This window comes from Larkinella sp. VNQ87, assembly GCF_049445795.1.
Lineage (GTDB): Bacteria > Bacteroidota > Bacteroidia > Cytophagales > Spirosomataceae > Larkinella.
The window spans coordinates 275,121-290,352 of the sequence record NZ_JBMSDT010000008.1 but is presented as its reverse complement, the minus strand read 5'-3'; the positions used below and the strand labels follow the sequence as shown (position 1 = coordinate 290,352).

At 53.0% G+C, this 15,232-nt stretch carries 13 protein-coding genes; 9 read left to right on the top strand and 4 right to left on the bottom strand.

All coding sequences use genetic code 11. From position 1 onward, the window contains the following. Positions 1-136: 136 nt before the first annotated feature. From purL to ACO2Q8_RS15880, 7 genes are all read left to right on the top strand, one after another. Positions 137-2,374 carry a phosphoribosylformylglycinamidine synthase subunit PurL gene (gene purL, locus ACO2Q8_RS15910; RefSeq protein WP_423345822.1) on the top strand — a complete coding sequence of 746 codons (2,238 nt, stop codon included), beginning with the start codon at positions 137-139 and terminating at the stop codon, positions 2,372-2,374. A gap of 12 nt (positions 2,375-2,386) precedes the next feature. Further along, on the top strand, positions 2,387-2,992 hold the full coding sequence (locus ACO2Q8_RS15905; protein WP_423345821.1) for a Uma2 family endonuclease: 606 nt from the start codon (positions 2,387-2,389) through the stop codon (positions 2,990-2,992). 41 nt (positions 2,993-3,033) lie between these two features. After that, positions 3,034-3,462, top strand: coding sequence for a Uma2 family endonuclease (locus ACO2Q8_RS15900; RefSeq protein WP_423345820.1), 429 nt, complete (start codon positions 3,034-3,036; stop codon positions 3,460-3,462). After that, a complete protein-coding gene (truA, locus tag ACO2Q8_RS15895; RefSeq protein ID WP_423345819.1) occupies positions 3,459-4,235 on the top strand; it encodes a tRNA pseudouridine(38-40) synthase TruA in 777 nt (258 codons plus the stop codon). Before ACO2Q8_RS15900 ends, truA begins: the two co-directional genes overlap by 4 nt. Positions 4,236-4,300: 65 nt before the next feature. Beyond that, positions 4,301-5,287 (top strand): XdhC family protein, encoded by a 987-nt coding sequence (locus tag ACO2Q8_RS15890; protein ID WP_423345818.1) that lies wholly within the window; start codon positions 4,301-4,303, stop codon positions 5,285-5,287. A gap of 18 nt (positions 5,288-5,305) precedes the next feature. Then, a complete protein-coding gene (locus ACO2Q8_RS15885; RefSeq protein ID WP_423345817.1) occupies positions 5,306-5,905 on the top strand; it encodes a nucleotidyltransferase family protein in 600 nt (199 codons plus the stop codon). A gap of 216 nt (positions 5,906-6,121) precedes the next feature. Then, complete coding sequence (locus ACO2Q8_RS15880; RefSeq protein WP_423345816.1) at positions 6,122-8,593, top strand: PAS domain-containing sensor histidine kinase; 2,472 nt, start codon at positions 6,122-6,124, stop codon at positions 8,591-8,593. Between the two features lie 275 nt (positions 8,594-8,868). Here the strand turns inward: ACO2Q8_RS15880 and ACO2Q8_RS15875 are convergent, their stop codons facing one another. From ACO2Q8_RS15875 to ACO2Q8_RS15860, 4 genes are all read right to left on the bottom strand, one after another. Then, a complete protein-coding gene (locus ACO2Q8_RS15875) occupies positions 8,869-9,183 on the bottom strand; it encodes an AAA family ATPase (protein ID WP_423345815.1) in 315 nt (104 codons plus the stop codon). A 122-nt stretch (positions 9,184-9,305) separates the two neighbouring features. After that, positions 9,306-9,752 carry an NfeD family protein gene (locus ACO2Q8_RS15870; RefSeq protein ID WP_423345814.1) on the bottom strand — a complete coding sequence of 149 codons (447 nt, stop codon included), beginning with the start codon at positions 9,750-9,752 and terminating at the stop codon, positions 9,306-9,308. Between the two features lie 236 nt (positions 9,753-9,988). Then, positions 9,989-10,906: an SPFH domain-containing protein gene (locus ACO2Q8_RS15865; protein WP_423345813.1), complete on the bottom strand. Its 918-nt coding sequence runs from the start codon at positions 10,904-10,906 to the stop codon at positions 9,989-9,991. A gap of 226 nt (positions 10,907-11,132) precedes the next feature. Beyond that, entirely contained in the window at positions 11,133-12,290 is a 1,158-nt protein-coding gene (locus ACO2Q8_RS15860; protein WP_423345812.1) for an acyl-CoA dehydrogenase family protein, read from the bottom strand. A gap of 309 nt (positions 12,291-12,599) precedes the next feature. Here ACO2Q8_RS15860 and ACO2Q8_RS15855 point away from each other — a divergent pair, with 309 nt between their 5' ends. Then, positions 12,600-13,931: a UDP-glucose dehydrogenase family protein gene (locus tag ACO2Q8_RS15855; RefSeq protein WP_423345811.1), complete on the top strand. Its 1,332-nt coding sequence runs from the start codon at positions 12,600-12,602 to the stop codon at positions 13,929-13,931. Between the two features lie 129 nt (positions 13,932-14,060). Further along, on the top strand, positions 14,061-15,041 hold the full coding sequence (locus tag ACO2Q8_RS15850; RefSeq protein ID WP_423345810.1) for a UDP-glucuronic acid decarboxylase family protein: 981 nt from the start codon (positions 14,061-14,063) through the stop codon (positions 15,039-15,041). Positions 15,042-15,232 lie beyond the last annotated feature (191 nt).

Sequence of the window (15,232 nt, the reverse complement as noted above, 5' to 3'; positions counted from 1 at the left end):
TCCTTCGCCGGTTTTACGGAAGGTGCGGGAAATTTAGGCCAATTTTTCGAGAAATCGGGTCCGAATCCCCGATTCGTTCCGTCGGATGATCGAAAAGCCTTACCTTTGCGCCAACGAATCATTCTGCTCAATCCGCATGTCTGCCGAAACGACCGATCAGTTACCCACGCTCGAAACTGCCCGCAAACTGGGCCTGCTGCCCGACGAATACGACCGAATTATTGCTATCTTGGGCCGCAAACCCAATTTTACCGAACTGAGTATCTTTTCGGTGATGTGGTCGGAGCACTGCTCCTACAAGAATTCGATTGTCTGGCTCAAGACGCTGCCCCGCGATTCGGAGCGGATGCTGGCCAAAGCCGGAGAGGAAAACGCCGGATTGGTCGACATCGGCGATGGACTGGCTTGTAGCTTTAAAATAGAATCGCACAATCACCCCTCGGCCATCGAACCCTACCAGGGCGCGGCTACGGGCGTGGGCGGCATCAACCGCGATATTTTCACGATGGGCGCCCGGCCCATTGCCCAGCTCAACTCGCTGCGGTTCGGAAATCTGGATTTACCCAAAACCCGGCGGTTGCTGAAAGGTGTCGTGAAAGGCATCGGCGATTATGGCAATGCGTTCGGAATTCCGACAGTCGGTGGGGAGATTTACTTCGACGATTGCTACAACGTTAACCCACTGGTGAACGCCTTTTCGGCCGGGATTGTCGAAGTGGGCAAGGTTGCCAAGGCCACCTCGTACGGTGTGGGTAACCCGGTTTTCATCGTCGGTTCGGCCACGGGTAAAGACGGAATTCACGGGGCCACGTTTGCATCGGAAGACATTTCCGACAAATCGACCGAGAAACTTCCCGCCGTTCAGGTGGGCGATCCGTTCATGGAGAAACTACTGCTGGAAGCCTCGCTGGAGATTATTGGAACGGGCCATGTGATCGGGATTCAGGACATGGGAGCCGCCGGGATCATCTGCTCGACCTCCGAAATGAGCGCCAAGGGCGAACACGGGATGATCATCGACCTCGATAAAGTGCCGACCCGCCAGCCGAACATGGCGCCGTTTGAAATCCTGCTGTCCGAATCGCAGGAGCGGATGCTGGTGGTGATCGAGAAAGGCAAAGAAGACGTTATTCAGGGTATTTTTGATAAATGGGATTTGAACTGCGAACAGATCGGAACCGTGACGGATACCGGTCGGCTGCATTTCTACCGCTACGGCGAACTGGTGGCCGATGTTCCAGCCCATGACCTGGTGCTAGGCGGGGGCGCTCCCCAATACCACCGCGAATACCGCGAACCGGCTTACTTCCAGGAGTTTAAGAAGTTTCAGATTTCTGATGTACCCGATCTTAAATCCGATGAAATTCGGCAAGTGGCGGAGCATTTGCTGGCCCACCCGAACATCTGTTCGCGCCGGTGGGTGTATGAGCAGTACGATTCGATGGTCGGGACGGCCAACCTGAGCACCAATTTGCCCTCGGATGCCGCCGTGGTCAACGTGAAAGGCACCGAGAAATCCATTGTCATCACGGTAGACTGCAACAGCCGCTACGTCAATGCCGACCCAAACACCGGAGCCAAGATTGCTGTGGCCGAAGCCGCCCGGAACATCGTCTGCACGGGCGGGGAGCCGTTGGCGGTGACCAACAACCTGAACTTCGGCAATCCGTACGTACCGGAAGTCTACTGGCAATTTGTCGAAGCCGTCAAGGGCATGGGCGAAGCCTGCCAGCGGTTTGCGACGCCGGTGACGGGCGGCAACGTCAGTTTTTACAACCAAAGCTCCGACGAAGGCCCGGTTTTCCCGACACCGACCATTGGGATGCTCGGGTTGATGGAAGATCCCAAAAACCGGATGACGCTACGCTTCCGGCAGGCTGGTGATTTGATTTACCTGGTTGGGCAGTCGAAAGACGATCTGGCTTCGTCGGAATACCTGTATTCGTACCGGGGCGTGAAGGCGTCTCCGACCCCGGCTTTCGACATGGAGGAAGAAGTGGCGGTGCAACAGGCCATTAAAGAGTTAATTACCAATACGTTGATTGTGTCGGCGCACGATATTTCCGACGGAGGTTTGTTTGTGACATTAACGGAGTCGGCGATGGCCGGTCCGCTTGGATTCAGCATCGAAACCGACAGCCGGTTCCGGAAAGATGCCTTCCTGTTCGGGGAGAGCCAGAGCCGGGTGGTGGTGTCGGTGGCCCCGGAAAAACAAGCGGAGTTCGAAGAAGCCCTTGCGAAAACCGGTGTCGCATTCAGCCGATTGGGTTCCGTAACCGATGAGGATTTTATTGTCGACGGCGAATCAGTATTGTCGGTGTCGACGGCCCGGGAGTTGTACGACAACGCCCTGGCTCGGAAGCTTGAAGCCTGATAGTGAACCGATATGGAAGCCACTGCAACGAGCAAACCACGTTTGACGGTCGAGGAATACTTCAAACTGGAAGAAACCAGTGAGATTCGGCATGAATTTTACCGGGGGCAGATTTTTGCGATGGCGGGGAGCACGCTCCGCCATAACGTACTGGTTGATGCCGTAAAAGACTTGTTCAAAGCTCATTTCCGTCCTAAAGGGTGTGGGGTTTACTCGGAAAGCGTCAAGGTTGAGGTTACTAAGGGAGAATATTACCCGTATCCGGATATTGTTCTGACTTGTCATCCTTTTGATTTACAAAGTCAATATATCATTCGGCAACCGAGCATTATCGTTGAAGTATTGTCTAAATCATCGGTGGGAACAGACCGGGGGTACAAGTGGCAGGAATACCAGAAAATGCCGTCGTTGCTGTACTATTTGCTGGTCGATCAGGCGAAGATGGCCGTCGAATTATTTGCTCGGGTGGAGCACATGGATCAGTGGACGTATCAGGCTTTTTACAAACCGGAAGACGTGGTGGTTTTCCCGAGACTGGATTTTGAGTTGACGGTAGGCGCCATCTACGAAGGTATCGATTTGACAGTGGAAGAGGGTGAGCCCAACGATAAATTGTGAGTTGAGTTTTCGGTTGGTGTTTGGTAATTCAGTTGGAAAGAATGATCACATCCGATAAAAAAACAAGCTACACCGCCGAAGAATACTTTGCTCTGGAAGAAAAGAGTGAAATCCGGCATGAGTATTATCAGGGTGGCCTGTATGCGATGGCGGGTAGCCAGGTCATCAAACAACCCCGGGTGATTGTTGAGGTGTTATCCAAATCGACGGCCCTGACGGATCGGAGCTTCAAGTGGCAGCGGTATCGGAAGGTTCCTTCCCTTTGGTACTATATACTGGTCGACCAATATTCCACCACGGTTGAACTGTTCAGCCGGATTGAGGAAACGGACGAATGGATCAACAGCCTGTATGAAAACCGTGATGATATCATTGTATTTCCCAGACTGAACATTGAAGTATCCTTGCAGGCTATTTATGACGGGCTGGAGTTACATTCCGAAGAGGTCGAGGGCGAGGAGGGCGCATGAAGCAACGGTATTTTATTCAACTTTCATACCGGGGAACGGCCTACAACGGTTGGCAGATTCAGCCCAACGGGCTGGCTGTTCAGGAAGTGCTTGAACAAAAACTGAGTCAGATTCTCCGGGAGCCGATTACGATTATCGGCAGCGGCCGGACCGATACCGGCGTCCATGCCGAACAGCAATTTGCTCATTTTGAGATCGAACGTGCGCTCGAAATCACGGATGCTTTTATTCATGCGCTGAACTGCATGTTGCCGCCCGACATTGCGGTGCAGCAGATTTTTCCGGTCGAACCCCGCGTTCATGCCCGGTTTTCGGCGATTTCCCGCTACTATCAATACCGCATTCGCCGACAGAAAAGCCCGTTTCTGGATTTGTTGGTTTACGTATTTCGCCCGGAACTCGACGTTGAGCGGATGAACGAAGCGGCCAGCCTGCTGCTCAAATACGATGACTTCCAGAGCTTTAGTAAAGTCCGGACGAAAGTCTCGCATTTTCGCTGTGAGATTCACCGCGCGGAGTGGGTCGTTGAAGCGGATGAACTGGTTTTTCATATCAAAGCCAACCGGTTTTTGTACGGGATGGTCCGGACGCTGGTTGGAACCATGCTGGAAGTCGGGCAGGGGCGGATGACGGTAGTTGAATTCGAGCAGATTATCCAGGCTAAAGACCGGACGAAAGCCGGACGGTCGGCCCCGGCCAGTGGCCTGTTTCTGGTTGAGGTGGGCTATCCTCCCGAGACGTTCGCGAAGAAAATGATGGATGATGAATTATGAATGATGAATTAGCGTAAATTAGGTGCGTCCATCATTCATAATCCATCATTCATCATTCCTAAAGCGTGATCAACGAATTTCAACAAATCATCCGGGCGTATCGGAAAACCGACTTTAGCCAGCGCAATGCCGCCCTGGCGACCGTTGTGGGGTTGAGCGGTTCGGGGTATCGCCGACCGGGTGCCCGCATGTACATCACCGACGATGGGCAGTGGATTGGGGCCATCAGTGGCGGTTGTCTGGAAGGCGATGCGCTGCGCAAGGCCCGCGAAGTGATGCAAACCCGGCAGGCCCGGCTGGTGACCTACGATACCACCGATCCCGAAGGCGAGAATTTCGGCATCGGATTGGGCTGCAACGGGATTCTGGATGTGCTCATTCAACCCATTGACCCGAACGACTCGGACAACCCGCTCGAAACCCTCGAACGCGTCATGCAGGACCGCCGACCACTGACGTTCGAAACCGCCTTGCCCGATGGGGCCGGGGTGTTCGTCGAAGAACTCAAACCCGACATTCAGTTGCTGGTGTTTGGGGGCGGTTACGATGCCGTTCCGCTTGTGAAACTGGCGAAACAGATTGGCTGGCGGGTCGTCGTGACGGATGATTGCGTGGCGCATTTGCAACCGAAACGGTTTGGCGAAGCCGATGAAATGCTGGCCGTGCAGCGCGACGATGTCCGGAAACAGGTGCCCATCGATGCCTATTCGGCCGCAGTACTGATCTCCCACAACTTCAAATACGACCGGGCGGTTTTGCGCGAATTGCTGCAAACCAACATTCCATACATTGGCTTGCTCGGGCCGAAAAAGCGGGGTGATGCCTTGCTGGACGAGGTAGCTGATCTGGTAAAACCGGCGGACGAAAACCGGCTTTTCTGGCCGGTCGGGCTGGATGTGGGCGCCGACAACCCGCAGGAAATCGCCCTATCGATTCTGGCCGAAATTCAGACGGTTTTCCGGAAAACCACGGCCCAACCGCTGAAATTCAAGAACGCGCCCATTCACCAGCCAGTGCATGGCATCAGCACGTCGGTAGATTTGGCGGAGTAATTGACGGATTTCGATTGCATGAACATTGCCACGATTATTCTGGCAGCCGGTAGTTCATCCCGGCTAGACCACCAACCTAAACAATTGATTGAATGGGAGGGAAAAACCCTGCTTCGCCGGGTGGTCGATACCGCACTGGCGACACCCTTCCGGCCGGTGGTGGTGGTGGTCGGGGCGCACAAACAACAGGTTGCTCCCGAATTAGACGGTTTGCCGGTGACCATCATCGACAACCAGCACTGGCAGCAGGGACTGTCGACCTCGGTCAAAACCGGGCTGGCGGCTGTTTACCTGACGCAGAAAGACATCGATGCGGTGTTGTTTCTGCTCACGGATCAGCCGCACGTCGACCGGGGGCTGCTGCTGCAACTGGCGCAGGTGTACCAGGAGAGCGGGAAAGGGATCGTTGCATCCGGTTACGCCGAGAGCCTGGGCGTTCCGGCACTCTTCGACCGTAACTACATCCATGAACTGCTCAGTTTGGAGGGCGACGCGGGGGCCAAGAAAGTGATTCTGAATCACCCGGACGACTGCGCTGAAGTTCCGTTCGCGCCGGGCCGGGTGGATTTGGATACGAAGCAGGATGTGGAGCGGTTTCTGGGCGAAGTGGATGGATGAAAGGGTTGTGACTTTGCTCCGCCCATTTTCCCGGCTACCGCTTTCGAATCGACACGATTTTGATAAAAGTGAACACCGGGGCCGCTTGTTCGGCATCCGGTTCAATTGTAAACCAGACGCTGGTTTCGTTTGGTGATCGGCATTCAAAAAAAGCTTACCTTTCCATGCGGTATTTTCGGAGCGGCATTTACGCTTCGCATCCGATATCATTTATCAATGAATGCATCGACTTCAATTGCCAACGGTTTCCAGTTTTTAAAAGGAGGAGGGGAACTGGGTGAATTAATCCGGACGGCCAACTGGTCGAAAACCGCTCTGGGGACGCCGGATTTCTGGCCGCAAAGTTTTAGGACGACGCTGAGTATCCTGCTGCATTCAAAATTTCCAATGTTTTTGTTCTGGGGGCCGGACTTGCTGTTTTTCTACAACGATGCGTACCGCCCCTGTCTGGGCAACGAAGGCAAGCATCCGACGGCGCTGGGTCGACCGGGCATGCAGGCCTGGCCCGAAGCCTGGTCCCAGATCAAGCCGCTCATCGACCGGGTCTTGGCGGGTGGAGAAGCTACCTGGAGTGAGGACCAATTGATGCCAATTTACCGGAACGGTCGGCTTGAAGATGCATACATGACGGTTAGCTACAGCCCGGTAAGCGATGAAACCGGAGTTGTTGCCGGGGTTTTCGGCACCTGCATCGAAACCACCAAAACCGTGTCCGTGGTAGGGCAGTTGAAAGAAAGCGAGCAGCGGTTTCAAAACCTGATCCTAGAAGCCCCGGTGGGCATTGTCGTGCTGAGTGGCGAGGAAATGCGGATCCGTATCGTCAACAATACTTACGGCCGGCTGATCGGCCGAACCCATGATGAATTAGTTGGAAAACGGCTCATTGATTTCGTCCCGGAAACCGAAGCGTTCTTCCGCCCGTTGATCGGGGAAGTTTTAACGCGGGGTGAACCGATCTACCGGTACAACACACCGTACGCGGTAACGGGCAATCAGACCCTGATCGAAGGCTATCTGAATATGGCTTGCCAGCCCTACAAAGAACAGGATGGCACCATTACCGGCGTGATGGTGCTTTGTCAGGATGTGACCGGGCAGGTGGAGCACCGGGAAGCCGTCGAAGAAAGTGAGACCCGCTTTCGTACCATGGCCGAGCATACGGATATCCTGATTGCCATCGGTGATGAAACCAGCAATGCCACGTATTTCAACAAAGCCTGGGTAAACCTGACGGGCCGACCGCTGGAAGAACTCCTGCAGTTTGGCTGGGTCGACTGGGTGCATCCGGAAGACCGGGACCGGTATCTGGCCCTGTACCTCGATGCTTTCGCCGTCCGGGGGCCTTTTACGGGTGAGTTTCGAATCCTGAACCACGCCGGGCAGTACCGCTGGTTGCTGGCACACGGCACGGCCCGGTTTCATCCCGACGGTTCATTTGCGGGCTACATCAGTTCCTGCGTCGATATTACCGAACGCAAAGAGTACCAGCAGGAACTGGAACGGGCGCTGGAGCAGATACGGCTGTCCAAGGAGGCTGCTCAACTCGGCACCTTCGACCTGGATTTGGTGACGGGCAAACTGGTGTGGGATGAACGCTGCCGGACGTTGTTTGGAATCAGCCATTTGGACGCGGTATCCTACGAAAAAGATTTTGTCATGGGGCTGCACCCCGAAGACCGGCAGCGGATTCTCGCCATTATCCAGAATGCTTTTGTCAAGTCGATCAGCAACGGGGATTACGACGTGGAGTACCGAACCGTGGGCGTCGAAGACCAGCAAGTTCGCTGGGTGCGCGCCAAGGGAAAGGTATATTTTGACCCGCAGGACAAACCCCTTCGGTTTATTGGCTCGGTTTTCGAAATCACCGAACAGGTCAATGCCCTGAAGCGAATTGAAGAAATGGTGGCCGAGCGGACCAAAGAACTGGCGGATGCCAACGAAAATCTACAGCGAACGAATGCCGAGCTGGCTCAGTTTGCCTACATCGCATCGCATGATTTGCAGGAACCCCTGCGAAAAATCAGCAGCTTTTCGCAATTGCTGGAAAATAGCCTGACAAACCACGACGAAGCGGAAGCCCGGCGGTTTCTGGGCAAAATCAGCACGTCGGCGGAACGCATGACCACCCTGATTCGGGATGTGTTGTTGTATTCCCAACTCGACAAGGAGCGTGAAAAATTTGAAGCGGTTTCGCTCACCTCCGTACTGCAAAATGCGGTTTCCGATTATGAACTGTTGATCGAGCAAAAAGGAGCCGTGGTCCGGGCCGAAGAGCTGCCGGTGCTGGAAGCCATTCCCCTGCAAATGGCGCAGCTATTTGCCAATCTGCTCGGTAACGCGCTGAAGTTTACCCGCCGTGATGTAAAACCGGTCATCCGGATTTATTCCGAAGCCGTGACCGGTGCAGACCGGACGTCGCATGGGCTGGCCACCGAATGGGCCTATACCAAAATCCGGTTCAGCGACAACGGAATTGGCATTCAACCGGAATACACCGAAAAAATCTTCAACATTTTTCAGCGGCTGCACAGCAAATCTGCCTATGAAGGAACCGGTATTGGGCTGGCGTTGTGTAAGAAAATAGTCCTTAACCACCACGGGGCGATTTATACGGAGAGCAATCCGGAAGGCGGAGCCACGTTTACCCTCATACTGCCCCTGCGGCAGCCTGCCCAATCCGGCGACTAGCGGTTTTGGGTGGTGAGTGCTGTATCGGGAGGAGGGGCGTTGCGGTCTGGTATTCAGGCAAAAACCGGCGAAGCAAACTAACGGGCTGTATGCCTGCGGCTTAGTTCTGCCTGATTGGCTTTCCGGTTTTTTGAATAGCCGGAACCACCGCAGCCGCGATGATGAGCAAACCAACCGTCAGCAAAAAACCGCCTTCGTGGGTGCTCTATTGCAAATTTGTTAAATTGTATTCTTAGCTTCTAAGCCTTGTCCTTCTTTATAATCTTTTGAGACATCTATAGAGTCATTTTCTCGAAGAAGAAGAACTTTTTCATGTTTTTTTTGGCCTCAAACAGCCACTCTGATGATACAATTTTATGATCAACTTCAAAACCGTATCTATATCGTGCGTGGTTTAACAGAAATAAAACCTCAAAATAACTTGGTTTGTTTTCTGTTTTTGTACTAAGAAAAAATGGCTTTTCAACTTCAATATCGGAAGTTGAATATCTTTTTGCGGAGTTAAGTATAATACCATTCATTATCCAAATCGCTTTCAGGAAATTTGATTTCCCGCTTGCGTTAGCGCTATAAATGACCGCGTTGCGCAAAAGCTGATACCGTCCGGCATCAATTAATTGACCCGATACTCACTGATCGAAGCCGCGTCAAGCCGTAGCATTTGACGGTCTTTGATTGAAAGAAAATTACCAACACCAATTTTAATTTAAAGTTAAGCATTCGCTAATTTTTCAACACCCACCACCGCCCGAATCCCATCCATCCGCCGGATGACGACGGGTTTTCCGGCTAAAATCGATTCTTCCGTTTCGGAAACCGCAATCCACTCGGTACCCCGGTAAAAAATCCGGCCTTCGCCGTGGGCCGGAATGGTTTGTGTGACGTTAGCGCGGTCGCCGATGTATTCGGTGTATTCCTGCTTTTTGGTTTTCGCTTCAAACCAGCGCCGGAGCGGTTTTCGACCCACCACCAGGCTCAGGATCGTGACGACCGAAAAGCAAAGCAACTGACCACTGACTTCTGGTGTCACACCAACCCAGGTGAGCAGCGCCGTGACCAGCGCTCCGACGCTCACAAAGGCAAACACAAACGATACGCTGAACAACTCAGCGACCAGAAACAAAAGGCCCAGTATAGCCCAAAGTTGAAGGAGTGTCATAAGGGTTTAACGTTTAAGGTTCAACGTTTAAAGATAGATTTACCCCAACCCCAGCCACGGCACCACCAACCCCGTGAGGGGTTGACGATGGATAACCCCGGATGCAATCCGGGGTTGGGACAGCTACCGGGTTGGGGTCGTGCCCGGGGCAGTGACCAGACCCCGGCCCAAGGTATAGGATCGTCGACAATGGATGGCGGGTGTCAGCTACTGGCGACAACCGTAAACCGACCCACTTAACTCGTCTTCTCCTGCTGCTTCACCACCGTCATCGCCGTTGAGATGATGGAAGATAAATCGCCGAAGTTGGCGGGCAGAATCAGGGTGTTGTTGGTCCTGGCCAGATTGCCAAACTGATTGACCACCTGCTCGGCCACCCGCAACTGAACCGCATTCATGCCGCCGTCTTCCTGAATGGCCAGGGCGATTTTCCGGATGCTTTCAGCCGTAGCGTCAGCGATGGACTTGATGGCTTCGGCCTGACCAGCGGCTTCGTTGATCTGCCGTAGCCGCAAGCCTTCCGACTCCAGCACAACCTTCTGCTTCTGACCCTCGGCAATGTTGATCGACGATTGTTTCTGTCCCTCCGATTCCAGAATGACGGCCCGCTTTTCACGTTCAGCCTGCATCTGCTTTTCCATCGCGTTCAAAACCGTCTGCGGGGGCGTAATGTTCTTGATTTCATACCGTAACACCTTGACACCCCAGCCAATAGCGGCTTCGTCGATAGCGTGAACAACGGCCTGGTTGATTGTGGTGCGTTCCTCGAAGGTTTTGTCGAGTTCGATTTTTCCCATTTCGCTCCGCATCGTGGTTTGCGACAACTGACTGACGGCAAACCGGTAGTCATTGATGCCGTACGATGCCTTCATCGGGTCAATGATCTGGATGAAAATCACCCCGTCGACGCGGACCTGCACGTTGTCGCGCGTGATGCAAATCTGTTCAGGAATATCCAGGGCGGTTTCTTTCAGGCTATGTTTATAGGAAACGCGGTCGAAAAACGGAATAATAAAGGTAATGCCCGGTTGCAGCACGGCGTAAAACTTACCCAGCCGTTCGACTACGTAGGCGGTTTGCTGCGGAACGACTTTGACCGTGGCAAAAACAACCACCAGGGCCAAAAAAGCGAGCGTAAGAAAAACATATCCCATAAAGATCTGAAGGTTAAGTGAATACGATGGGGTAAAGGTCGTTGAAATGGCTTGATACCTCAAAGGGCATCGGGATGGATAGAAAAAAACGTCAATGAAAGGTTGCCGGGGTGGATGAAAACCAGCGGCCACCCAGCGACGCAGCATCAAAGAACCCGCTGTTGATTCAGACCTACTACGAAATAAAATCCATAAAAGGCAGCCATTTTTCCATCCTACAATTCCTTTATTGAAGTAGCAAGCGCGAAATGACCAGTCGCTGAATCTCGCTCGTACCTTCGCCGATGGTGCAGAGTTTGGCGTCGCGGTAATGTTTCTCGACCGGAAAATCTTTTGTATACCCGTAACCACCAAAAATCTGGACGGCTTCGTCGGCGGCTTTAACGGCCACTTCCGAGGCATAAAGCTTCGCCATCGCCGATTCTTTCGTGACCGGTTTTCCGGCATCTTTTAGGTCGGCGGCCTGGTAGGTCAGTAGTTTGGCGGCTTCAATGGAAGTGGCCAGATCCGCCAATTTGAACGCAATAGCCTGAAACCGGGCAATCGACTGGCCGAACTGTTGGCGCTCCTGGGCGTAGCGGAGGGCGTGTTCGTAAGCGCCCATCGCGATGCCCAGGCTCAGGGCCGCAATCGAAATCCGGCCACCGTCCAGGATTTTCAGCGACTGAACGAAACCGTCGCCCACCTCGCCCAGCCGCTGGCTGTCGGGAATGCGGCAATCCTGGAAAATCATTTCGGCAGTTTCCGACGCCCGCATGCCGAGTTTATCTTCTTTTTTTCCGGCCGAAAAACCGGGTGTTCCGCGCTCAACAACGAAAGCCGTCGCGTTGCGGGACGTATTGGGTTCGCCGGTCCGGGCAATGACCACGGCCACATGGCCACTCTTGCCGTGGGTGATGAAATTCTTGGCCCCGTTCAGCACCCAGTCGTCACCGTTCCGCACGGCAACCGTCCGCATGTTTCCGGCGTCGGAACCGGTATTGGGCTCGGTCAGCCCCCAGGCCCCAATCCATTCGCCGGTGGCCAGTTTGGGCAAATAGCGCTGCTTTTGCTCTTCTTTGCCAAACGTAAGAATGTGGTTGGTACAGAGCGAGTTGTGGGCTGCCATCGAAAGCCCGATCGCACCATCGACTTTAGCCAGCTCGACAATTGCGCCAACGTAGGCCCGGTAATTTAAACCCGCTCCGCCAAATTTCTCGGGTACCAGGATTCCCAGTAAACCCAGTTCGCCGAGCTGGCGCATGGTTTCAAGGGGAAAATATTGTGCTTCATCCCATTCCCGTACGTGTGGGGCTATTTGCCGAACGGCAAAATCCCGGACCGTCTGAGTGATCAGGTGAGCTATGTCTTCTGCTTGGTTTTCTACAATTTCTGAAGTTAACATTGTGTGGTCTTTTTTCTCAGTTCTCCGTGAATTTTCTATAATATACTAAGATTTCGCTGAAGACTCAAATAATTGTCGAAATGACGCGAAATGCGTCTTTGCCAATTATTTAGCGAATATTCGTGCTGGACAAGTCTGCCGTCCAGATTAGCTAAGGTGCCTTCCGATTGCCTTTGAATCACAAATTTTGGCGAGGTCGATTGGAATTACGTAAAAAAATCTATTTTTGTGCGCAGTAGGGATCTATATAAAAAGTACAAATCAGATGCCTGCCTGCCTCTATCATATTGAATCAATCCATTACTTCCTATGAAATTAGCTGTTATTGGGACCGGATACGTCGGACTTGTGACCGGTACGTGCTTTGCTGAAACCGGAAATCAGGTTGTCTGTGTGGACATCGACGAACGGAAAGTTGAGAAACTGAACAACGGCATTATTCCAATTTACGAACCGGGGCTAGACGTCTTGTTCAACCGCAACACCGCCGAAGGTCGTCTGAAATTTACGACCAACCTGGCCGAAGGGATTGAAGGAGCGGAGGTTATTTTTTTGGCTCTGCCAACTCCGCCTGGTGAAGACGGTTCGGCTGATTTGAAATATATCCTGAAAGTCGCCGACGATCTGGGGCCGTTGCTGAAGCACTATGCCGTGGTTGTCGATAAAAGCACCGTGCCGGTCGGAACGGCGGAAAAGGTCTGGCTGCATATTTCTCGAGGCACCAACATTGATTTTGATGTAGTCTCGAATCCGGAATTTCTGCGCGAAGGGGTAGCCGTCGAAGATTTCATGAAACCGGATCGCGTCGTGATCGGTACAAAATCCGAGAAAGCCAAGACGGTTTTGAACAAATTGTATGCTCCATTGGTGCGGCAGGGCAACCCGGTGGTCTTTATGGACGAGCGCTCGGCCGAAATGACCAAGTATGCGGCCAATGCGTTTCTGGCGGTGAAGATTTCGTTCATGAACGAGATAGCCAACCTGTGCGAGAAAGTGGGGGCCAACGTCGATGATATTCGGAAGGGTATTGGCACCGACAGCCGGATTGGTAAGCGGTTTTTGTTTGCCGGAATTGGCTACGGCGGAAGCTGCTTCCCGAAAGATGTGCAGGCGCTGGCCAAAACCTCGTCCGATTACGACTACGATTTCAAGATTCTGAAGTCGGTGATGGACGTCAACGCTCAGCAAAAAAGCAAGTTGCTACCCATGATTCAACGCCATTTTAATGGTGATTTGAAGGGCAAAACCATCGCCGTGTGGGGGCTGGCTTTCAAGCCGTATACGGACGACATCCGGGAGGCTCCGGCCCTCGAAAACATTCGGGCCCTGCTGGAAGCCGGAGCCAGGGTAACGGTTTACGATCCGGAAGCGATGGAAAATGTGCGGAACATTCTGGGCAACCAGATCACGTATGCACACACCTCGTATGCGGCCCTGGACGATGCCGACGCGCTCGTGATCATGACCGAGTGGCCGCTGTTCCGGACTCCGGATTTTGCCAAAATGAATTTGCTATTGAAAAATAAGGTAATTTTCGACGGCCGAAACGTGTACGAACTCGACCAGATGAAGGAAGTTGGGTATACGTATTACAGCATTGGCCGTGAAACCATTCGGCCGGAAGTGCCGCAAAATGCCTGATTCAAATTTGTTACTTTACCTATTTTTGTAAAATCAGTTTATAGTTTCTGTTTATGCCGGGTAGCAAGTTGCTGAATTCCAGCATTCTGTTCAACTATAGACGCTAAACTAAAAACTGAAACACGCTCTATGAAACGCGTACTGATTACGGGTGGCGCTGGTTTTCTGGGTTCGCACCTCTGCGACCGGTTCATCAAGGAAGGCTACCATGTGATTGCGATGGATAACCTTATCACGGGTGACATCCGCAACATCGAACACCTTTTCCATTTGCCGAATTTCGAATTTTATCACCACGATGTTTCGAAGTTCATTCATGTGCCGGGCGAACTGCATTATATCCTGCACTTCGCGTCACCCGCCAGCCCCATCGATTACCTGAAAATCCCGATTCAGACGCTGAAAGTCGGTTCGCTGGGAATTCATAATTGCCTCGGCCTGGCGCGGGTAAAAAATGCCCGCGTGCTGATTGCTTCGACCTCGGAAGTCTACGGTGATCCGGCGGTGCATCCGCAGAACGAAGACTATTGGGGAAATGTGAACCCGGTCGGTCCGCGTGGCGTGTACGACGAAGCCAAACGGTTTCAGGAAGCGATCACGATGGCGTACCATACCTATCACGGACTGGAAACGCGGATCGTACGGATTTTCAACACCTACGGCCCGCGCATGCGGCTCAACGACGGCCGGGTGTTGCCCGCCTTCATTGGCCAGGCGCTGCGGGGCGAAGACCTGACCGTGTTCGGCGACGGCAGCCAGACGCGCTCGTTCTGCTACGTCGACGACCTGATCGAAGGGATCTACCGCTTGCTGCTGAGTGATTACCCGTATCCGGTCAACATCGGAAATCCGGGGGAAATTACCATCCGGGAATTTGGCGAAGAAATCATCAAACTGACCGGAACACAACAGAAGCTCATCACCAAACCGCTGCCAACCGACGATCCGAAGCAACGCCGTCCGGACATCACGCGGGCAAAAGAGATTTTGGGCTGGGAACCCAGGGTGTCGCGGGAGGAAGGGCTGCGGATTACGTACGACTATTTCAAGAGTCTGCCGGAAGAAGAGCTGTACAAAGCCGCTTACCACCGGGATTTCGTCAAGAAATAACCGACATGTACGTACCCACGGACTTTAGTCCGTGTGAGTCAATGGATCCAGAAGTCTATATTAACCCACACGGACTAAAGTCCGTGGGTACGTGACGGGTACGGCAAAAATTTCCTGTGCCTGAACGATCAAAGCGATCGTTCAGGCTTTTTTATTTTTTGGGTTGGTACTATTCTTGTTACGATTGAGTT